Raw genomic sequence first — 21833 nt, forward strand, 5'->3', positions numbered from 1 at the left:
CTTTGTATCGCTAAGGTTGAAACAATGGCGGCTGGCGGGATGAAAACCGCTTCCTGACGGCGGAGAGTTGTTGAAGCGCTAACGCCGGACTAACCTCATAAACGCAAGTGCAAGCTTTATGAGGGAAAAATGTCTTCGCAAAAGATTAGCTGGCTAGATAACTTACGTGCGGTGGCCTGCCTGATGGTCATCATGATTCATACCACGACCTGGTATATCACCAACAGCGATCGGGTGGCGGAATCAGCCTGGGATAGCGCGAATCTGCTGAACTCTGCTTCACGCGTCTGCGTACCGCTGTTCTTTATGATTTCCGGCTACCTGTTTTTTGGCGAGCGCAGCGCGCAGTCGCGCCATTTTCTGCGGATTGTGCTGTGCTTGCTGTTCTACAGCGCCGTAGCGCTGATTTATATCAGCGTTCTGACGCCGATTAGCGAATCCCTTTCGTTACTGCACCTGCTGCAAAAGCCGATCTTCTATCACCTGTGGTTTTTCTTTGCCATCATCACTATTTACCTTTTTTCCCCGCTGATTCAGGTCAAGGCGGTAAGCGCGCGCTACGTTGCCGCGCTGGTTCTGGTGGTCGCGGTGCTGGCGAATCCCAATACGGCCGATCAAACCGCAGGCCGCTTTCACTGGCTGCCCATCAATCTCTATATCAGCGGAGACAGCATCTATTATCTGCTGTACGCCTTATTGGGTCGGGCCATCGGCACCATGGATACCGGAAAGCGCGGCGTGAGTTGGCTGGCGGGCCTGCTGTTTATCCTGTGCGTCGTCGGTATCGCCATCGGCACGAAAAAAGAGCTGCATATTAACGGCGCGTTTTCCGATTTATGGTATCTCTACTGCGGGCCGCTGGTGTTTATCGGCGCGCTGAGCCTGTTTGTGCTGTTTAAGAACACGCTTAGTCAGCGCACGCTGCCAGGCCTGGCGCTTATCTCGCGCAATTCCCTGCCGATTTACGGCTTTCACGCGCTGTTTATTCACTTTATGCGTACGCATTATCTCGATCACAAACAATGGCCGCTGCTGGATATTGCACTGGTCTTTAGCGTGACGCTGGCGGGCAGCCTGCTGCTGGCGCTAGGGCTGCGCCGTCTCGACCGGCATCATCTGGTGAGCTGATAACGTTCCAGACCGTTTCCGTAAAGACATCCCAGATCTGAAGGGAAAAACAACGGCGTTAAGGTAATCCTCCCATTTTTAACGGAGGTGATAAGTAGAATCAGGACATGCGTTGAATATGCTGCATCGGCGTGTAGCCATTCAATGCCATATTCGGACGCCGGTGATTATAAAACCATTGCCAGCGTGTGGCACAGTCCTGCAATTCATCCAGCGAGGAAAACTGGTACTGCCCCAGCCAGTCATAGCGTACTGTACGATTATATCGCTCAATATAAGCATTCTGCTGAGGTTTACCGGGCTGAATAAAACGCAGGGGTATATTCTGTCGGGCCGCCCATGACATTAGTATCCTGCCTGTATATTCTGGCCCGTTATCGCACCGGATAGCTGCTGGTTTTCCCTTTCATTCAAAGAGTTGCTCCCGTGTTCTGACCATCCGACTCGCTGGCAGGGAAAAATACACCTCAATCGCCAGCGCTTCCCGGTTAAAGTCATCGATAACATTCAGTAAACGAACAGAACGTCCATCCGATAGCTGAGCAGGCATGAAATCCATCGACCAGCATTCGTTGCCACTTTCAGGCACCGCCAGTGGCTCCGGTTTATCCCGTTTCTGTCGTTTTTCCGGTTTGATCCGCATGTTAAGCGACAACCCGCAAAAAATCCGGTACACCCTTTTATGGTTAAACCGGAAACCTTTTACGTTACGCAGATACAGAAAACACAGGCCAAATCCCCGATTACGCTGACTGTCAGTGATACTTACACGGGCAAGGGATGTTATGGTAAATCAGTGTGTTGATTTAGGTTGGGTCTTGGTTCCTGTATGATGCTGGTTTTATAACCATTTATGTCGTGAGGGATTATGGCAACGGGATTCTTTCTGTATCACCTGGATAAAACGACCTGTGGCGGACGCATTCTTGCTGGCGCATCCGATGATACCTACGAAATCGGCGGCATTGAGCGGCAAAAGGTCAGAGCGGGCGACCCGGTGAGCTGCGGTAAGCATGCGGGGAGGTTTCGCGTGTGTGGCGGCATGGGTGATACTTACGAGGTCGGTGGAGAGCTGAAAGAGTGGGCGGGTTCGCTGGACAGCTACAGTTCCTGCCCGTGTTGCGCCCGGTTCATTCCCGCAGTCGAGACGGACACCTACGAAAGTACCTGTAATGCTGGCAGGGTGGCAGAGCGGGAGGAGACTGCCCGCAAGAAGAAACTGGCCGAGGCGAAGGAAAAGGGGCTCGAACCCATGCCCATTCCGGCGCTGATTTATGCCACGAAGCGGACAATGGATGACTACGGCGCGAAGGACATGCACCACGGTGATCTGAGCGAGGAAGCGCTGAAAGAGCGCTTTGGTCTGACGGACGTCTCGGCGAAAGTGAACCCGTATACGCTGACCCTTGTCCCGTCAACGCCCGCCAGTCCGTATGGCGGATTTTATCCGGGCAGCCTGACGGAGAGTGCGCCGGTCGTGGTCAGCCGGGAGGAAAGCGCACGGCTGATGTTTGATGAGTTCCGGACGCTGGCCAGGGTGTTCTCATTCCACGGTCCGTACAAAAACATCATTACTGAGATGATCAGCCACATGCAGGAGAATAGCGGCACACCGTTCAGCAGCCCGCTACTGGACAGGGCGCTGCAGGAGCAGATCCTGAATGACCGTTCGAGTGATAGCTCGTTGTTGGGGATTAAAAGGGCTCTGGATGATGCTGTTAGCTACGAATATGGCTTTATTCCGCTCGATAAAAAGGACGATTTATTCGACGAAAAGGGCAACCTTAAGGAAGTTAATAAAGCTGTCCTGCCTAAATTTGACCGTCAGATCGATAAAACTAACGGGCTGGTGATTACCGTTCATGATACCTGGTCGACGCATATCACGCTCAAATCACTGGAGGTGACGGGCGGCAGTTTCCGGGCGAAAGTGCATTACCGGGTACAGGATCACTTCGGGCTTGATGACGCGGATATCCTGAACTCTGTTTACCGTGAGGGGCGACTTTTCCGGATCTGGTTTGTGCTGCAGCGCTATGTGAAATACGGCTACAGGCCATTTATCACCGAGATGAATGCCACTGTAGAAATCAGCGGGAGGCGGGGTGAATAAGCGACTGATAGCGGGGGTTGTGGCGGCTGCGGTCGGTGGTTATCTGCTCTGGCAGTATCTGACACCGGTTGAGATTGTGGCGGTTCATGATGGCAATACGATTCTGGTCAGACATTTTCCGTACCTGAAAAGTCGTCAGATAGCCTGGTGGGAAGGCAATAAGGACATGATTCAGGCGAAATACGGGATACCTCACAAGGGGAAAGATGGCTTTTACCATGTATGGATTATTGATTTTGGGAATGGGTATCGCACGGAACCGGATGAAAGCCTGCTGTTTTCTACAGATGAGGTTTATTGTTTTAACGACCTCCCGACAGAGGTTCGGTGTATTGATAGAAAGCCGCTTTTTGACGTTAGGTGGAGTAGGAATTACGGGCTTAAATATGAGTCGTATTAACGTAATTGTTAACGGCTGAACGTTAAATCAAAAAGGATCTTCTTGAGATCTTTTTTTCGAGCGTAATCTCTCGCCCTGTAAACAAAAAAACCACCGCTACCAACGGTGGTTCGTTTGCCGGAATTCAGAGCTACCGACTCTTTGTTCCGATGGTAACTGGCTTTCACGGAGCGCAGATACCAAATACTGTCCTTTCAGTGTAGCCGCTGTCAGACCACCACTTTAAGAACTCTCATATCTAAATCCACCTTTCCAGTTACCAATGGCTGCTGCCAGTGGCGTTTTTACGTGTCCGTCCGAGTTGGACTCAAGACGATAGTTACCGGAAGGGGCGCAGCAGTCGGGCTGAACGGGGGGATTCGTGCATACAGGGGTCAATTTGGGAACGGAAATTTTTGTACGTTAAGCACATTATTTAACCCATCGAGTTGCATGACGGATTGATTTTGGGTCAGCAGCTATCGCTTTTAAGTTGTCGCTCTTTTGGTCTCGCATTTAGGTTATCCGATTAAGGGTCAAATCCCCTGAAAACACCGTATAGCGCGACGCAAGAGTACTTCCCATTGTAGGGTAAGCCTGTTCAAAAAACAGGCTTACCCTACAATAATTCCCTATATCCAAACTGACCCCTAATAGCAGTAACAGAACAGTAAAACGCGCGCGGCGTCGCCTCAGGCAACATCAGGTGAACGAATATCGCTACGGCTGCTGACGCAGCGTTAATCCCACATCGCCGCCCGGATGTACCGCCAGCAGCGTCTCTTTTGAATAGCCGCTTTCGCTCATCAGGCAGGCGCAGGCCGCATCGAAAATCGCCAGCACCAGAATAATCGAGGTGGTAGCCAGCATATTTAGCGGATCGGCTTCGCGCTGTACGCCGGTTGAAATTACCAGTCTGGCGGCACTGGCAATGGCTGAATTGGGATTTTCAGTAACGCTGAGTAGCGGCACATTTTTCGCCGCCAGCCCTGGCAGCAGCCGGGTCAACTCGTCGGAATTGCCGCCGCGGGAAATCATAATCATTAAATCGTCGGCGCGTAAAAAACCGAGATCGCCATGCGCGGCGTCGGTGGCGTTAAGGTAAATCGCCGGGCGCTCGACGCAGGCCAGCATATGCGCAATCTTGCGCGCCGCGATGCCGGACGTGCCCACGCCCGTTACCACAATCTTACCTTTGCAGCCGCGCAGTTCCGCCAGCAAGGCCGCCCAATGCGATTCGCTGAGATGCGCGCCCAGCGAAGTCAGCGCGTCGCTGTAGATTTGCCATACGTCGGCGGCCTGCTGCCATGCGTTGCTCATGCGCCCTCCTGCATCAGCTGACGGTATTTCATATGATCGTGGTACATCTCATGAAACACCTGATATTTGCGATCGTAATATTGCTTGATGCGGTTCGTCTGCGGCGTGACCGTTTTACCGATACGGCTCATCACCGACATCGCCTCCGGGATCGTATCGAACACGCCCGCCGCCACGGTGCCCATCATCGCGCTGCCCAGCAGCATCGCTTCGCTCTCTTCCGGCAGCAGCATGGCACAGCCGGTTGCGTTGGCATGTTCCTGCACGAATACCGGATTTTTGGTACCGCCGCCGCTAGCCATAATGGTATCGATGGCATAGCCGCTTTGGTTCATGGTCTCAATAATATGGCGCGTACCCAACGCGATGGCCTGAATGGTCGCCAGATAGTGCAATGCCATATCTTCCGGCGTGCGCGACAGCTTAAGACCGCTGATAACGCCGGTCAGCGTAGGATTGGCGCGCGGCGAACGGTTGCCGTGGAAGTACGGCAGGATATGAATATCGCGCGTCAGGAAGGCGATGTTTTCCGGCTCGCCGGCCATCTTGCGCAGCAGCGCGTTAAGCTGCTCATAAATGGTTTGCCCCTGGGTTTTTGCCTGCGCCAGCAGCGTGTCATAGCAGGGATGCGACTGGATAATATGATCGATTAACGCGCCGGTGGCTGACTGTCCGCCCTCGTTGAGCCAGTAATCCGGCAGCACCGCCGAATAGTACGGCCCCCAGACGCCGTTGATAAAGCGCGGCTGCTGCGAGATCGCCATATGGCCCGTCGAGGTGCCGCCGATCAGCGCGACGCGGCGGTCGAAATCCGCCACCTCACCGGAGACGCCGCAAGCGCCCAGCGTGCCGAGCGTGCCAGCATGGGCATCGATAATCGAGACGCTGACCGCCGTGCCGGGAATCAAACCCATTTCGCTGGCGGCGCGCTGCGTCAGGCCGTAACCGAGCGGTTCACCCATGGTTTTCACGTAGCGGCCAATCTTTTCCGCATCGTGTTCCAGCAGATCGTCCAGCCCAATCTGGCGAAAATAGCTGGCGTCCCATTTATCCTCATGGCCCATATAGGTCCACTTACAGACGGTGGAACAAAGCGAGCGCGTATCGTCGCCCGTGGCGCGCCAGGTGAGGAAGTCCGGCAGATCAAAATAGTAACCGGCGTTGGCCCAGGTGTTCGGCATATGCTGTTTCAGCCACAGCAGTTTTGGCGTCTGCATTTCCGGCGAGATAATGCCGCCAACATAATCCAGCACCCGATGATGCAAGGCGTTAATACGATCGGCCTGCGTGATGGCGCGGTGATCCATCCAGACGATAATATTCTGCTCGCTGCGCCCGGAAGGACTGATGCTCAGCGGCTTGCCCTCTTTATCCAGCACCACCAGCGAACAGGTAGCGTCGAAACCCAGCCCTTTCACCTGAATCGGATTGATATCCGCCTGGTTGACCGCATCGCGCACCGCATTACACACCGCCTGCCAGATATTGTCGGAGGACTGCTCAACGAAATCCGCCTGCGGACGATAGATTTCAATCGCCCGGCTGGCCTGGCCGACCATTCTGCCGTTCAGATCAAACACCCCAGCGCGGGCGCTGCCGGTTCCCACATCCACACCAATAAAGTAACTCGCCATACTCTTTCTCCTGAAATCAGGCTTTACGATTCTGTAATGCGATAAAGAGGATCAGCACGGTGCCCCAGAGCGCCATCGTCAAATAGCTGCTGATCCCCAGCAGGTTAAAGCCGCTTTCCAGCATCTGCAGCACAATAAGCGCCAGCACCAGGCCGAGGATGCGGCCAAAACCGCCATCGGGATTGATGCCGCCGAGAACCGACGCGAGGATGGTCACCAGCAAATAGGATTCGCCATATCCGGCTTTGGCGGAGTTGAATTTCGCCATCATCAAAATGGCGGCGACCCAGCCGAGCAGCGCGGAAATCACATACACCGCAATCTGTACGCGCACGGTATTCACGCCGCTGTAGCGCGTCGCCTGCTCATTGGAGCCGACCAGATAGAGGCTGCGGCCCAGCGTTGTATGCTCCAGCAGCACCCACAGCAACACCGCCACCAGCAGAAAGAGCAGCAAGGCCACCGGAATCCCGGCGATCGTCGCATTGCCGAGAAACTGGATCGCCGCCGGAAAGCCTGAAATGACCGCCCCGTTGGAGAGCAGAATATTCAGGCCGGTAATCAGCGTCATGGTGCCCAGCGTGGCGAGAATCGGCGAAACGCCAACCCAGGCGATTAGCGCCCCGTTCAGCGTGCCGATGGCGACCGCCACGGCGATGCCCGCCAGCAGCGCCAGCAGCAGAAAGAGCGTGCTATCGGGGTGGCTGACGATAATTGAGGCCATCACCAGCGAGCAGGCATTGGCGCCCGCAATAATTGACAGATTAATGCCGCCGGTCAGCATGGTGATGCCCATGCCTAACGCCAGCATTCCCAGGATCGGCAGCTGCGAGCCGATGGATTGAAAATTGGCGACGCTAAAAAAACGGCCGCCCAGCAGCGCCGAGAAGGCCAATGCCACCACGATGATAATCACGCACTGTAAGCGGATGATGGCATCACCGGGCAAAAATCTGGCGAACGTTTTCATCTCAAAGCTCCCTTGCAAGTTTGCGTTTTTCATTCCAGGCGGTCGCGCTGATGCTGATCAGGATGATGGTGCCGCTGAAGACGGTGTGCCAGTAGGAGGAGATGCTGAGCAGCGTCAGGCCGTTTTGCAGAAAGGCCAGCAGGATCACGCCGAGTAGCGTGCCGGTCAGGGTGCCGCGACCGCCGGTCATGCTGGTGCCGCCCAGCACCACCGCCGCCAGTACCGTCAGCTCAAAGCCGAGTAGCGAGTTCGGTGCCACGGACTGCGTAATCTGTGCCTGCACCACGGCGGCAATCCCGGCGAGAATGCCCATATAGCCGTAGACGTAAAAGTGCAGCTTCAGCAGGTTCAGCCCCAGGCGCGACGCCGCGTCGCGGTTGCCGCCCATCGCATAGATCTGGCGGCCAAGGCGGGTGTAGTTCATCAAAATAGCGGTGAAGATAATGGTGGCGGCCAGACAGAGCAGCGGCAGGGTCAGGCCGTAGTCATAGCCGTCGGCGGCGGTAAAGGAGAACCAGTTGATGCCGTTCATAAACCAGTCCGGGAAGCCATACAGCCAGGTGCCTTTGGTGGCGTAGACCAGCAGCCCGTAATAGACGTTCAGCGTGGCGATGGTGATGATAATCGCCGGCACGCGCAGCCAGTACACCAGAAAGCCGTTGAGCAGCCCCAGCAGCAGCCCAACCGCGACGGAAATCAGCAGCGCCAGCGCGAAGTTGCCGCCGTGGGCGATCACCCAGCTCGCCATCGCGTACTGGGCGATGGCGGTAATGGAAGGAAAAGAGATATCGATGCCGCCGGAGATCAGCACCACAAACAGCCCGCAGGCGAGAATGCCGAGAATGGCGTAGCTGGTGGCGACATCCGTCAGGTTACCCAGCGAGAGGAATTCATCGGTGCTGACGCTCAGCCCAACGGCCAGCGCAATCACCAGCAGCCCAAGCCAGAACTCATGTTGCCCTACTAAGCGGGAAAGTGCGTTATTCATTGATCACCTCAACCTCTTTAGCAATCTCCTGTTCCGTGCAGCGATGGGGATTAAATTCCGCCACCAGTTCGCCGCGCCGCATTACCAGCACGCGATGGCTGTTGTAATACGCTTCCGGGATTTCATCGCAAATCATCAGCACCGCCATGCCCTGCTCCGCCAGGTCGCGGGCGATCTGGTAGATGCCCTCTTTATTCGCGATATCCACGCCGACCGTTGGCGAATCGAGGATCAGGATGCGCGGGTTAGTCGCCACCCATTTAGCGATCGCTATCCTCTGCGCGTTACCGCCGGAGAGGGTTTTTACCGGCAGCTGCGGGTCTGACACTTTGATATTGAGATTGCGAATCAGATCGGCCACCAGCCGGTGCGCTTTGGGGCGATCGAGCAGGCCGCTGCGGGTATGAAGACGATCGAAGACCGTCACGATGGTGTTGTCATGGATCGACTGCTCCATGATCAATCCCTGCGTCATACGATCTTCCGAGACGTAACCGATCCCGTGCTTTATCGCATCGTGGTTACTGCGTAGCGTAACCGGCTGTCCGTTAATGCGGATTTCACCGCTTTCCGGCTGCGTCATGCCAAACAGGCTCAGACAGAGTTCGGTGCGTCCGGCCCCCAGCAGGCCAACTATCGAGACGATTTCCCCGCTGCGCAGCGACAGATCGATATGGTGATATTTACCTTTACGGCTTAAGCCACGTACTTCCAGCATCGGTGCCTGTTCAACCGGTGGCTTTTCAGGGAGCGGGCTGTAGTGAAAGCGTTGTCCCGTCATCAGGAACGCCAGTTCGTGACTGTTGAGTTCCTGTGCCGGAAAGGTGCCGACCAGCTTGCCGTCGCGCATCACGCTGATGCGATCCGCCACTTCCATTACTTCATCCAGACGGTGGCTGACAAACACCACGCAAATCCCCGCCGCTTTCAGCTCTTTCACCACCCGCAGCAGGCCGTTAACCTCCTGGCGCGTCAGGGAAGCGGTCGGCTCATCCATAATCACCAGACGGGCGTCGGCGGCGATGGCGCGGCAAATGGCAACCAGCTGGCGATCGGCAATGGAGAGTTTTTCTACTTTTTTGTCGGGATCGAGCGTGACGCCGATGCGTTTCATTGCCGCCAGCGCCTGCTGCTTCATGGCGCCACGGCGAACCCAAATATCGCCGCCCGGTAGATAGCGATTAACCGCAATATTTTCCGCCACGCTAAAGTTGGGAAACAGCGAGAGATCCTGGTAAATTACCTGAATGCCGTAATGGGAAGAAAGCTGTGGCGTAAGATGATGGAACAGTTTGCCATCCAGCAGAATCTGCGCCCCTTTTTCGGGATGATAAACCCCGGAGATCACCTTAATGATGGTGCTTTTGCCGCAGCCGTTCTGCCCCGCCACGCAATGGACTTCGCCTTTTTGCAGCGTCAGATTTACATTATCCAGCGCCAGCACGCCTGGAAATTGCTTGCTGATATTCTCAAGCGTGATAAATGCGGTGGTGTCTGCCATAGACAATACCCCTGGTAGCGCCCAGCCGGGCGCTAAAGTGCGTTTTTGTGATATTGCCGGCCAGACGGCCGGCGTTGCGGTTCCCTGGTGTTTGGCTGAGGGTCTTAGAAACCGAGCGATTGAGCGTTATCTTTGGTGACTTCGAGAATCTTGTTAAAGCGAATCACTTTTTTATCCATATCGACATCGGCTTTCCCTAAACCGTCGATGGTCAGATCGGGCGTCACCTCTTTGCCCTGCAATAGTTGATCGGCGACGGTAACCAGCGCGTAACCCGCGTCTTTCGGATCCCACAGCAGCGCTTTTTTAATGTCGCCGCGCATCAGATAAGGCGCCGCCTGTCCCGGCATCGCGATACCCACCACAGCCACTTTCTCTTTGGCACGCTTCTTCTGTACCGCCTGGCCTGCGCCGATCGGGCCGAGCGAGCCAAAGCCGATAATGCCTTTCATCTGCGGATAGGTTTTCATCAGATCCAGCGTGGTGGAGTAAGACTTATCGATACTTTCCGCCACCGGCAGGCGTGAGGTCACCTCAAACATGTCCGGGTATTTTTCTTTCTGGTATTTAATGGCGTAATCGGCCCAGGCATTGTGCAGCGGCACGGTTAATGAGCCGACGTAAATGGCGTAGCCGCCTTTGCCGCCCATATCTTTCGCCAGCTCATCCACGTTGGCCTGCGCATATTTTTCACTGTCGATGGTTTCGATATCCCACTGACCAATTTGCTGGTCGGGCGACTCATGAGTCAGCACGACAATGCCTTTATCACGTGCTTTTTTCAGCACCGGCTCCAGCACTTTGGCGTCGTTGGGCACCACGATAATTGCGTTAACATTCTTGGCGATAAGATCTTCAATCACCTTCACCTGCTGCGCCGGATCGGGCGTAGAAGGGCCGGTTTGATAAGCGTTAACATCCAGTTTTTTAGCCGCTTCGTTAACACCGGTTTCCATGCGGTTAAACCACGGAATACCAGTGACCTTAGCGACCACGGCAATTTCATATTTTTCCGCCGCAACGGAGGTACCGGACAACATGCATGCAGAAATCAGGGCAGCGCTGAGCAGGGCGAGTTTGAATTTCATAGTTCTACCTTTTTTAGGGACCGAGGCATGTCACGGAAAGGAGATTAACAACGAAGGGAAGAGAGGATGAATGGCAATTGATTGAAATGTGATCAATGTTTATTATTGTGAAATTTTGTCATTTATTTAGTTAAATAAAGGTTAAATAAAAGATTGGCGTCTCAGGATGGCTGACTTTATTTGTTAAATAACGCACTTAATTAAACATATATTTAACACTTTATTATCATTCACTGTTTTTTGGCGGGTTAAAGACCACGTCACTGACCTGCAGTGAGAACGCTAAATTCCTGAAATGTGAGCTGGCACGATAAATGAAAGTAAGAGGAGCCACGCGGAGGCGTTATTGACTGACTACGTAGTCTGCCATTAAGCCTCCGTAACCGCTCGCTATGATAATGATTCCGTATCCATTAACGGCGCAAGCTGCTGATAAAGGCGGGCAAAGTGTGTGCGCCGCGCCTGATAGTGCTGATGGCGGGCGCTATCCGGCTGGTGACGCTGCTCTAACGGCAGCGTGGGCAGGAAGGTTTCCGGCGGCGTTTCAGGATGCAGCGCCAGCTGCGCCAGACGGGCGGCGCCGAGCGCAGGCCCAACATCGCCGCCGCGACAATAATCAAGTGTCTGCCCGCTAATATCTGCCAGCATCTGCCGCCAGAAAGGGCTGCGCGCGCCGCCGCCGATCAGCATAATGCTGGAAGGACGGATACCGCAGGCATGCACCGCATCCATCCCCGCCGCCAGCGCATAGCCAACGCCTTCCAGCACCGCCAAAGCCAGCTCCGGCCTGCCGTGCTGATGCGTCAGCCCAAAGAAAACCCCTTTGGCCTGCGGATTGTTGTGCGGCGTGCGTTCGCCGGAAAGATAGGGAAGGAAAAAGAGCGGCGGCAGATCCGTTCGCGCCCGTTCCGCTTCCGCCAACAGCGCAGGCACATCAGCGCAGCCGGTCAGCGTGGCGGCCCAGTCCAGGCAGGAGGCGGCGCTGAGCATTACCGACATCAGGTGCCAGCGATTCGGCAGCGCGTGACAGAAGCTGTGTACCGCGCTTTCCGGGTTCGCCAGAAAGCCGTCGCTGACCACGAAATAAACGCCGGAGGTGCCCAGCGACAGCATGCCCTGCCCGGCGTTAATCATGCCGGTTCCCACCGCGCCGGCGGCGTTATCGCCGCCACCCGCCGCGACCGGCACCGAATCCATGCCCCAGCGCTGCGCCAGTTCAGGATGCAGGAAACCGGTAATCTGATTGCCTTCAAACAGCCGGGGCATCTGTGCCTGAGTCAGGCCGCAGGCCTGCAGCAGCGTATCGCTCCAGCAGCGTTGCGCCACATCCAGCCACAGCGTGCCCGCCGCATCGGACATATCGCTGGCGAACTCGCCGGTCAGCCGCCAGCGCAGATAATCTTTTGGCAACAGCACCTTCGCAATTCGGGCAAAGATCTCTGGCTCATGCTGCTTTACCCACAGCAGCTTTGGCGCGGTAAAGCCCGGCATCATCAGGTTGCCGGTAATCCGGCGCGCTTCCGGCACCGCCGCTTCCAGCTGCTGACACTGTGCCTGGCTGCGGCCATCGTTCCATAAGATCGCCGGACGCAGCGGTTGGTTTTGCGCATCCAACAGCGTTGCGCCATGCATCTGCCCGCTCAGTCCAATCGCCTTAACCTGGCTGAGATCGTGCTGCTGACGCAGCGCCTGCATGGCGTTATCGGTCGCCTGCCACCAGCTTTCGGCATCCTGTTCGCTCCACAACGGCTGCGGGCGTGAAACCGTCAGCTTTTCCGTCTGGCTGGCGATAACCTCGCCCGCCTCGCTCAGTAACACCACCTTGACGCCGGAGGTACCTAAATCGATGCCGATCACCATGCTGCGGCTCCCTTTATTTAATTAACGATACAGCCAGCTGTTGACCAGGTTTTCCAGCTGCTCCTGGCGGCCGCTCTGGTGCTGCGGATTAAACTGATGCTGCGCGGCATGCGCGGCCAGCGCCGACAGTGACATTTCGCCCTGCAAAATCTGCTGGCCCAGCTCGCCGTTCCAGCCGCTGTAGCGCTGCGCCACGCGGCGATCCAGCTCTCCCGCTTCGATCATGCGTGCCGCCACTTTCAGCGCCAGCGCCATGGTATCCATCGCGCCGATATGACCATAGAACAGATCGTATTTATCGGTGCTTTGACGCCTGACTTTGGCATCAAAGTTCAGGCCGCCGGTGGTAAAGCCGCCCGCCTTGATAATCTCATACATCACCAGCGCGTTCTCTTCCACGCTGTTAGGGAACTGGTCAGTATCCCAGCCCAGCTGCGGATCGCCCCGGTTAGCATCTACCGAACCGAAGATACCCAGCGCGATAGCGGTGGCGATTTCATGATGGAAACTGTGACCCGCCAGCGTCGCATGGTTCGCCTCGACGTTAACCTTAATCTCTTTTTCCAGGCCGAACTGCTTCAGGAAGCCGTACACCGTTCCCACATCGTAATCATACTGATGCTTGGTCGGCTCCTGCGGTTTCGGCTCGATTAACAGCGTGCCCTGGAAGCCGGTTTTATGTTTATGCTCCACCACCATCTGCATAAAGCGGCCAAGCTGCTCGCGCTCCTGGCGCAGGTCGGTATTCAGCAGGGTTTCATAGCCTTCGCGCCCGCCCCACAGCACATAGTTTTCGCCGCCTAACTGATGCGTCGCCTGCATGGCGCTGCACACCTGGCTGGCCGCCCAGGCGAACACTTCAGGGTCAGGATTCGAGGCGGCGCCGGCGCCGTAGCGCGGATGGGTAAAACAGTTGGCGGTGCCCCACAGTAACTTAACGCCGGTCTGCTGCTGTTTCTCCTGCAGCACCTCGGTCATCAGCGCCAGGTTGCGCTGATAGCTTTGCAGCGAATCTCCTTCCGGCGACACATCCACATCGTGGAAACAGTAAAAAGGCACGTTCAGCTTATAGAAAAATTCAAAGGCGACATCCGCTTTCCGCTTCGCCATTTCCAGCGCGTCGCCCGCCTTTTGCCAGGGACGATCGAACGCGCCGACGCCGAACATATCCACGCCAGTCCAGCAGAAGGTATGCCAGTAGCAGGCGGCAAAGCGCAGGTGATCCGCCATACGTTTACCCAGCACGATCTCGTCGGGATTATAGTGACGAAATGCCAGCGGATCGCTGCTGTCCGGCCCCTGATAACTAATGCGTTCAATCTGATCGAAATAAGCCTGCATCGTTGACTCCTTAACAAGTTGACCGGAAATGGTCAGCAACCAGGCTTCTATTCTGGTAAGCGCCCGAGCCACGCTCAATTACGTTATTTCACACCGCAATTGAGATAATTATTAACTGTGCGTCAGCTCGCAAAATAAGGTGAATGGTTGTCTGTTTCTTCGCGAAAACACGCAAAAAATATTTCCGATCAAAGTTGGTTTACTTAAAAAACAGATCGCCATCATAAAACCAGCAATAAACCAAAAATCGTAACGCCGGGATTAAAATCTGTAATTGAAGAAAGTCCGCGCTCAGGTCAAGAATTCATCAGCCCGTTCAGGATCGTTCCGATAAAAACACCTCAACCTACAGGGTAATAACGATGAAAATGAAACACGGATTACTGGCCATCTGCGCTGCGCTGGCTCTGTTTAGTCAGGCTGGCTCCGCAAAAGAGGTTAAGATCGGCATGGCGATTGATGACCTGCGCCTTGAGCGCTGGCAAAAAGATCGCGATATTTTCGTCAAAAAAGCCGAGGCGCTGGGCGCCAGCGTATTTGTGCAGTCCGCTAACGGCAGCGAAGAAACCCAGATGGCGCAAATAGAAAATATGATTAACCGCGGCGTCGATGTGCTGGTGATTATTCCCTATAACGGCCAGGTATTAAGTAATGTGATCGCCGAAGCGAAGCAGGAAGGAATTAAAGTGCTGGCTTACGATCGCATGATTAATAATGCCGATATTGATTTCTATATCTCGTTTGATAATGAAAAAGTGGGCGAACTTCAGGCCCAAAGTATTGTGAAGCAGGTGCCGCAGGGGAATTATTTCTTAATGGGCGGATCGCCGGTGGATAATAACGCCCGCCTGTTCCGCGACGGCCAAATGAAAGTGCTGAAGCCGCTGATCGACTCCGGCAAAATCAAGGTGGTCGGCGACCAGTGGGTTGACGCCTGGCTGCCGGAAAACGCGCTGAAAATTATGGAAAACGCCCTGACCGCCAACAACAACCATATCGATGCGGTGGTGGCATCAAACGATGCGACCGCTGGCGGCGCGATTCAGGCCCTTTCCGCGCAGGGGCTGGCGGGCAAAGTGGCGATTTCCGGGCAGGATGCGGACCTTGCGGCGATTAAGCGCATTATGAACGGCACCCAAACCATGACTGTCTATAAACCGATCAGCAAGCTGGCCGATGAGGCGGCGAAAATCGCCGTTCAGCTGGGCGACGGCAAACAGCCGCAGTCCAACGCCACGCTCAACAACGGCAAAAAAGCGGTGCCTGCCTGGCTGCTGACGCCGATTCCAGTTGATAAAAGCAATATCGACAGCACCGTCGTTGCCGACGGCTTTCACAAAAAGAGCGACCTCTGAGCCCGCTGCCGCCTTTTGGCGGCAAATCAACCGCTGGAGAATGTCATGACGACGCTGCTGGAAATGAAAAACATTACCAAGCGCTTCGGCGCCGTGAAGGCCGTGGACGATATTTCTTTGCGCCTTGAGCCGGGCGAAGTGGTGTCGCTGTGCGGCGAAAACGGCTCTGGAAAATCAACGCTGATGAAGGTGCTGTGCGGGCTTTATCCGGCAGGCGACTACGAAGGCGAGATCCGCTTTGCCGGCGAGCCGCTGCGTCCAACCACCATCCGCGATACCGAGCGCAAAGGCATTGTCATTATTCATCAGGAGCTGGCGCTGGTCAGGCAGCTGACGGTGCTGGAAAACATCTTCCTCGGCAGCGAAATCAGCCGGGGCGGCGTGGTGGATGACGAGACGATGGCGCTACGCTGTCAGCGGCTGCTGAAACAGGTGAAGCTGGATATCTCGCCGCATACGCGCGTCGGTGAGCTGGGCATCGGCCAACAGCAGCTGGTGGAGATCGCCCGCGCGCTGAACAAGCAGGTGCGCCTGCTGATTCTGGATGAACCGACCTCTTCCCTGACTGAGCAGGAAACCGGCGTACTGCTGGAGATCGTCAAGGATCTGCGCGATCACGGCATCGCCTGCGTCTATATCTCGCATAAGCTGAATGAAGTCAAAGCGATTTCCGACACCATCTGCGTTATCCGCGACGGCAAGCATATCGCTACCTGTCCGGCTGCCGGCCTGAGCGAGGATGACATCATTACCATGATGGTCGGGCGTGAACTCACCGCGCTTTATCCGCGCGAGCCGCATGAACAGGGCGCGGAGATTTTGCGGGTGGAAAACCTGACCGCCTGGCATCCGGTTAATCGTCATCTGCGGTGTGTAAATAATGTCTCTTTCACGCTGCGGCGCGGAGAGATTCTCGGCATCGCCGGTCTGGTGGGCGCCGGGCGCACCGAAACCGTTCAGTGTCTTACCGGCCTGTGGCCAGGGCGCTGGGAGGGCGAAGTGACGATCGGCGCGCATCGGGTGAATCCCAAACGCTGGGATTGCCAGCAGGCCATTCACCATGGCATTGCGATGGTGCCAGAAGACCGCAAAAAAGATGGCATCGTGCCGCTGCTGGGCGTGGGGAAAAATATCACGCTGGCCGCGCTCGGTCAGTTTAGCGGCCCGCTTTCGGTGCTGGACGAGGCGCGCGAACAGGTTGCCATTAACGAGTCTATCCGCCAGCTCCGGGTGAAAACCTCCTCGCCGGAGCTGGCGGTAGGCCGACTCAGCGGCGGCAACCAGCAAAAAGCGGTGATCGCCAAATGCCTGCTGCTCAATCCACAAATATTAATTCTCGACGAGCCTACGCGCGGCATCGATATTGGCGCCCGCGTCGAAATCTACAAGCTGATCCATCAGCTGGTGCAACAGGGCATCGCCATTATCGTGATCTCCTCTGAGCTGCCGGAAGTGCTGGGGCTGAGCGATCGCGTGCTGGTGATGCACGAAGGACAAATCAAAGCTGACCTGCCGAACCTCAACCTGACGCAGGAGCAGGTGATGGAAGCGGCGTTGCGGAGTGGACACTATGCTTAAAACCAATACTGCTATGCTGCCCGCCAGCGGCGGCGGCGCGCCGGGCAAACTGCGCCTGCTCAATCTCCAGGTGCTAGTGATGCTGGCCGCGATTCTGCTGATTATGCTGTTTTTCACCTGGATGACCGACGGCGCTTATCTGAGCGCGCGTAACGTCTCCAACCTGCTGCGCCAGACCGCCATTACCGGCATCCTGGCGGTAGGCATGGTGTTTGTGATTATCTCCGCGGAAATCGATCTCTCGGTTGGCTCGATGATGGGCCTGCTGGGCGGCGCAGCGGCCATTTTCGATGTATGGCTGGGCTGGCCGCTGCCGTTAACTATCATCGTTACGCTGGCGCTCGGCCTGCTGCTGGGCGCCTGGAACGGCTGGTGGGTCGCCTATCGCAAAGTCCCCTCCTTTATTGTGACGCTGGCCGGGATGCTCGCCTTTCGCGGCGTGCTGGTCGGCATAACCAACGGCACCACGGTGGCGCCTACCAGTCCGGCGATGTCGCAAATCGGCCAGAGCTATCTGCCCGACGGCATCGGCTTCGGGTTTGGCATTATCGGCCTGGGGCTGTTTGTCGCCTGGCAGTGGCGGCTTCGGCTGCGACGTCAGCAGATGGGGCTGGCGCAACAGCCTGCCCGCAACGCGGTAACGCGTCAGACCATTACCGCGCTGCTGGTGCTGGGCGCTATCTGGCTGCTGAATGATTATCGCGGCGTGCCGACGCCGGTGCTGCTGCTGGCGCTGCTGATGCTGGCCGGTATGTTTATGGCTACGCGCACCGCGTTTGGCCGTCGCATCTACGCCATTGGCGGCAACCTCGACGCCGCCCGCCTCTCCGGGATTAACGTGGCGCGCACCAAAATGGCGGTATTTGCCATTAACGGTCTGCTGGTTGCGGTGGCAGGCTTGATCCTCAGCTCGCGCCTCGGCGCCGGTTCACCTTCCGCCGGGAACATTGCCGAACTGGACGCCATCGCTGCCTGCGTAATCGGCGGCACCAGCCTGGCGGGCGGGATCGGATCGGTCGCTGGCGCGGTGATGGGCGCCTTTATTATGGCCTCGCTGGATAACGGTATGAGCATGATGGATGTCCCCACGTTTTGGCAGTACATCGTGAAGGGCGCCATCCTGCTGCTGGCGGTCTGGATGGACTCCGCCACCCGGCGGCGTGTGTAATCGTCGAAGCAGATCACAGGGCTCACCAATTTTTTTCTGCGTCTGGTTTCGCTGTGGTAATCAAGATGCAGAAGAAAAAACGGGAGTGATCATGTTTGAAAAACGATTCCGCATTAGCCTGCTGTTTAACGCCAACAAAGTGTATGACCGACAGGTTGTCGAGGGCGTTGGCGAATATCTCCAGGCATCACAGACCGACTGGGATATTTTTATTGAGGAGGATTTTCGCTGCCGTATCGACAATATGCGCGAGTGTCTCGGCGACGGCGTGATCGCCGACTTCGACGATAAAGAGATCGAGGCGCTGCTGCGTAATGTCGAGGTGCCCATTGTCGGCGTCGGCGGCTCTTATCATCGGCCAGAGGATTATCCGCCGGTTCACTATATTGCGACCGATAACGCCGCGCTGGTAGAAAGCGCCTTTTCGCACCTGAAAGAGAAAGGCATTAACCGTTTTGCCTTTTATGGCCTACCCGCCTCCTGCGGCAAACGCTGGGCGCAGGAGCGCGAGCATGCGTTTCGCCAGCGGATGGCGAAAGAGCGTTACCAGGGCGTGATCTATCAGGGAATGGAGACGGCGCCCGCCAACTGGCAGCATGCACAAAACCGGCTTGCCGACTGGCTGCAAACGTTGCCGCCGCAGACCGGCATTATCGCCGTTACCGATGCGCGCGCCCGCCATCTGCTGCAGGTTTGCGAACATCTGAAAATTCCGGTGCCGGAGAAGCTCTGCGTGATCGGTATCGATAATGAAGAGCTGACGCGCTATCTGTCGCGCGTCGCGCTTTCATCGGTGGCGCAGGGCACCCGCCAGATGGGCTATCAGGCGGCCAAGCTGCTGCATCGCTTGCTGGATCAACAAGCGATGCCGCTGCAGCGCATTCTGGTGCCGCCGGTTAAGGTGATCGCCCGCCGCTCCACCGACTTTCGTTCCCTGCACGATCCGGCAGTGATTCAGGCGATGCACTATATCCGCTTCAACGCCTGCAAAGGGATTAAGGTTGAGCAGGTGCTGGATGCGGTAGGCATGTCGCGCTCGAACCTGGAAAAGCGCTTTAAGGATGAAACCGGCGAGACAATTCACACCATTATTCACAGCGAGAAGCTGGAGCGCGCACGTACGCTGCTGATCTCCTCGTCTATACCGATTAACGAGATTTCGCAAATGTGCGGCTACCCTTCGCTGCAATATTTTTATTCGGTGTTTAAAAAGAGCTACGCCAGTACGCCAAAGGAGTATCGGCAGCAGAATGGCGAGGTGATGAGTTAGCAAAGGGCACGGGCCGGTCAGTTACCGACCCGACAATGATAAGAGAACGTTTGTAGAATAATTAGCCGATTATTGAGGCGTAAAGGCTGGCTGTATCACGACGTTTCCGGTGGTATACTTTGCGCCTCATCGAATGGAATGGAATGGAAGATCGTCGTCTCCGGTGAGGCGGCCGGACTTCAAATCCGGTTGGGGCCGCCAGCGGTCCCGGGCAGGTTCGACTCCTGTGATCTTCCGCCAATTCGCCGCTCAAACGCCTTCAGAAGCTTATTTAATTTTATTTGCCAGTTCATTAATCTTTCTGGCGAGACGGCTGTTTTCCTGCTCCAGTTTATTTATCCTGCTGCTTTGGTCAGCAATTTCACGCTCATATTGAGAAATTTTACTTTTCATCTCAGAAAATTCACGCTCCTGATTATAGGATCCATTAACACTCGAGTTTTGCGCCGTCTCGAGTTGCTTAAGGGTGCGCTGCATTTCTCTTAATGTATCTTCATTAAAATCTTGTGAAGGCCTTATATTGTCATTTTGATTATTAAAGATGGCCAGGCCGCGGCTTCGATAAAGATTATCGGTCTTAACCGGCAAACTCTCCGCCTGAATCGCAGACGAAAACGTTAGCAGTGCAGCAATGGTTAAAGCGCCGGGAAAAAGCTTCATTTTTAAATACTTTTCACGAATGAAGAATAAGAAACTAAAGCGTTACACCTTACCTGGCATCAACTTAACTTCCTTGCTTTGCCTCATGAAATAGTCATTATTCATCAAGATAAAACGCCAGACGGCGGCAAGACGGAGATACTCTTGCTTTGCTGCTCGGCAGATAGCGCCTCGTTAACAAGCGCACCCTTTCCTGCTTTTACTTTATTCACCTCTCGACATACTATTTGCCACCAGTGATTCACGTGAATGTAATAAGGAAGCCGGGATGAAAGCGAAGTCGATAACTCTCTATGATGTGGCGCAGCGTGCCGGCGTCTCTTATCAAACCGTTTCACGCGTGATCAATCAGGCGGAGAACGTCTCTCCCAAAACCCGGCAGAAAGTGGAGGCGGCGATGGCCGCCCTGAATTATGTGCCTAATCGCGTGGCGCAACAGCTGGCCGGAAAAATCGGCCATACCATCGGCCTCGCTACCTCCGACCTTTCCCTGCATGCCCCTTCGCAAATTGCTGCCGCTATTAAATCCCGCGCCGGGGAAAAACGCTTTAACGTGGTTATCTCAATGACCGAGCAAAGCGGCGTCGAGGCCGCCAGAGCCGCGATTAATAATCTGCTGGCGCAGCGTGTGGACGGGTTGATTGTCAATATTCCACTGGAAGATGAGGACGCACAAAATCTGGCGGCGCTCTGTCAGGATGTGCCGGTGCTTTTTCTGGATGTTTCGCCGCAGCTCAGGGCGAATAGCGTGATTTTTGATCCTGCCGCAGGCGCGCGTCTGGGCGTTGAGCATCTGTTAACGCTGGGGCATCGCAACATTGCGCTGCTTGCGGGGCCGCAAAGCTCCGTTTCGGCGCGCCTGCGCTTTGAAGGCTGGCAACAGGCACTGGCACAGCAGCAGCTTCAGCCGGCGGCGATAATGGAAGGCGACTGGAGCGCCCTTTCCGGTTATCAGCAAGTTTCTCGCCTGCTGAATGATGGCGCGCAGCCCGGCGCAATTCTGGTGGCGAACGATCAGATGGCGCTGGGCGCACTGCGGGCGCTGTCGGAAGCTGGCCTGCAGGTGCCGGGCGATGTTTCGGTTATCGGCTATGACGACACCGCCGACAGCGCCTGTTTTATTCCGCCGTTAACCACCATTAAGCAGGACTTCAAAATGTTAGGCAAAGATAGTGTCGAGCGGCTGGTTGAGATGATTTATCAGCCCGATGCGCCGACGCGCTCTGAACTATTGTCGGTCAGCCTGGTGGAGCGTAAAACCACCGCGGCGCCGGGAGGAAAAAACCTTTCCCCGCAGGCGCTGTCGGAAGCATTAATGCAGCTGGCACGCCAGGCGGCAAGGTTGAGATAACACAGCGGGAAATAAAGATTTATTTCCTTCACGCCCGTCATTGTTATTTAAAATATATTTTTTCTGTAGAGTAATTGGGTAATGCTGCCAACTTACTGATTTAGTGTATGATGGTGATTTTAAGGTGCT

Annotated in this window: 18 protein-coding genes, 1 tRNA gene and 1 pseudogene; 9 read left to right on the forward strand and 11 right to left on the reverse strand. The window is 55.6% G+C overall.

Features of this window, described 5'->3' with window-relative positions:
• Positions 1–129: 129 nt before the first annotated feature.
• Positions 130–1128: an acyltransferase gene (locus P3C52_RS16775; protein WP_275556084.1), complete on the forward strand. Its 999-nt coding sequence runs from the start codon at positions 130–132 to the stop codon at positions 1126–1128.
• Positions 1129–1228: 100 nt separating this feature from the next.
• On the opposite strand, the pseudogene P3C52_RS16780 reads toward P3C52_RS16775, so the two are convergent.
• Positions 1229–1897, reverse strand: a pseudogene (locus P3C52_RS16780) (IS3 family transposase); the annotation flags it as partial.
• A 99-nt stretch (positions 1898–1996) separates the two neighbouring features.
• Here P3C52_RS16780 and P3C52_RS16785 point away from each other — a divergent pair.
• Together P3C52_RS16785 and P3C52_RS16790 are read left to right on the forward strand one after the other, a co-directional pair.
• Positions 1997–3241, forward strand: coding sequence for a PAAR domain-containing protein (locus tag P3C52_RS16785; protein ID WP_275556085.1), 1245 nt, complete (start codon positions 1997–1999; stop codon positions 3239–3241).
• Positions 3234–3641: a DUF943 family protein gene (locus P3C52_RS16790; RefSeq protein ID WP_275556086.1), complete on the forward strand. Its 408-nt coding sequence runs from the start codon at positions 3234–3236 to the stop codon at positions 3639–3641. The genes P3C52_RS16785 and P3C52_RS16790 overlap by 8 nt, the downstream gene beginning before the upstream one ends.
• Positions 3642–3863: 222 nt before the next feature.
• Here P3C52_RS16790 and P3C52_RS20960 read toward each other — a convergent pair whose 3' ends face one another.
• The 9 genes from P3C52_RS20960 to xylA form a co-directional block, all read right to left on the reverse strand.
• A complete protein-coding gene (locus P3C52_RS20960) occupies positions 3864–4019 on the reverse strand; it encodes a replication initiation protein (protein ID WP_343252030.1) in 156 nt (51 codons plus the stop codon).
• 321 nt (positions 4020–4340) lie between these two features.
• Positions 4341–4940, reverse strand: a complete 600-nt coding sequence (locus tag P3C52_RS16795) for an SIS domain-containing protein (protein ID WP_275556087.1) — start codon at positions 4938–4940, stop codon at positions 4341–4343.
• On the reverse strand, positions 4937–6574 hold the full coding sequence (locus tag P3C52_RS16800) for an FGGY-family carbohydrate kinase (RefSeq protein WP_275556088.1): 1638 nt from the start codon (positions 6572–6574) through the stop codon (positions 4937–4939). The genes P3C52_RS16795 and P3C52_RS16800 overlap by 4 nt, the downstream gene beginning before the upstream one ends.
• Positions 6575–6590: 16 nt before the next feature.
• A complete protein-coding gene (locus P3C52_RS16805) occupies positions 6591–7544 on the reverse strand; it encodes an ABC transporter permease (protein WP_275556089.1) in 954 nt (317 codons plus the stop codon).
• Between the two features lies 1 nt (position 7545).
• Positions 7546–8532 (reverse strand): ABC transporter permease, encoded by a 987-nt coding sequence (locus P3C52_RS16810; RefSeq protein ID WP_275556090.1) that lies wholly within the window; start codon positions 8530–8532, stop codon positions 7546–7548.
• Complete coding sequence (locus P3C52_RS16815; protein WP_275556091.1) at positions 8525–10033, reverse strand: sugar ABC transporter ATP-binding protein; 1509 nt, start codon at positions 10031–10033, stop codon at positions 8525–8527. The genes P3C52_RS16810 and P3C52_RS16815 overlap by 8 nt, the downstream gene beginning before the upstream one ends.
• A 104-nt stretch (positions 10034–10137) precedes the next feature.
• Positions 10138–11121, reverse strand: a complete 984-nt coding sequence (locus P3C52_RS16820; protein WP_275556092.1) for an autoinducer 2 ABC transporter substrate-binding protein — start codon at positions 11119–11121, stop codon at positions 10138–10140.
• A 390-nt stretch (positions 11122–11511) separates the two neighbouring features.
• A complete protein-coding gene (xylB, locus tag P3C52_RS16825) occupies positions 11512–12981 on the reverse strand; it encodes a xylulokinase (RefSeq protein ID WP_275556093.1) in 1470 nt (489 codons plus the stop codon).
• 21 nt (positions 12982–13002) lie between these two features.
• Entirely contained in the window at positions 13003–14322 is a 1320-nt protein-coding gene (gene xylA, locus P3C52_RS16830) for a xylose isomerase (protein WP_275556094.1), read from the reverse strand.
• A gap of 362 nt (positions 14323–14684) precedes the next feature.
• Here xylA and xylF point away from each other — a divergent pair, with 362 nt between their 5' ends.
• From xylF to P3C52_RS16855, 5 genes are all read left to right on the forward strand, one after another.
• Positions 14685–15677 (forward strand): D-xylose ABC transporter substrate-binding protein, encoded by a 993-nt coding sequence (gene xylF / locus P3C52_RS16835; protein ID WP_275556095.1) that lies wholly within the window; start codon positions 14685–14687, stop codon positions 15675–15677.
• Positions 15678–15722: 45 nt separating this feature from the next.
• Complete coding sequence (locus P3C52_RS16840; protein WP_275556096.1) at positions 15723–17255, forward strand: xylose ABC transporter ATP-binding protein; 1533 nt, start codon at positions 15723–15725, stop codon at positions 17253–17255.
• Complete coding sequence (xylH, locus tag P3C52_RS16845; RefSeq protein ID WP_275556097.1) at positions 17248–18423, forward strand: xylose ABC transporter permease XylH; 1176 nt, start codon at positions 17248–17250, stop codon at positions 18421–18423. The genes P3C52_RS16840 and xylH overlap by 8 nt, the downstream gene beginning before the upstream one ends.
• A gap of 91 nt (positions 18424–18514) precedes the next feature.
• Positions 18515–19693 carry a D-xylose utilization transcriptional activator XylR gene (xylR, locus tag P3C52_RS16850; protein ID WP_275556098.1) on the forward strand — a complete coding sequence of 393 codons (1179 nt, stop codon included), beginning with the start codon at positions 18515–18517 and terminating at the stop codon, positions 19691–19693.
• A gap of 145 nt (positions 19694–19838) precedes the next feature.
• Positions 19839–19933: transfer RNA gene (locus tag P3C52_RS16855), tRNA-Sec, on the forward strand.
• Between the two features lie 27 nt (positions 19934–19960).
• Here the strand turns inward: P3C52_RS16855 and P3C52_RS16860 are convergent.
• Positions 19961–20353, reverse strand: a complete 393-nt coding sequence (locus tag P3C52_RS16860; RefSeq protein ID WP_275556099.1) for a hypothetical protein — start codon at positions 20351–20353, stop codon at positions 19961–19963.
• A gap of 268 nt (positions 20354–20621) precedes the next feature.
• Here P3C52_RS16860 and P3C52_RS16865 point away from each other — a divergent pair, with 268 nt between their 5' ends.
• Positions 20622–21704 carry a LacI family DNA-binding transcriptional regulator gene (locus tag P3C52_RS16865; RefSeq protein WP_275556100.1) on the forward strand — a complete coding sequence of 361 codons (1083 nt, stop codon included), beginning with the start codon at positions 20622–20624 and terminating at the stop codon, positions 21702–21704.
• Positions 21705–21833 lie beyond the last annotated feature (129 nt).

It is taken from the genome of Mixta sp. Marseille-Q2659 (assembly GCF_940807255.1).
GTDB lineage: Bacteria > Pseudomonadota > Gammaproteobacteria > Enterobacterales > Enterobacteriaceae > Mixta.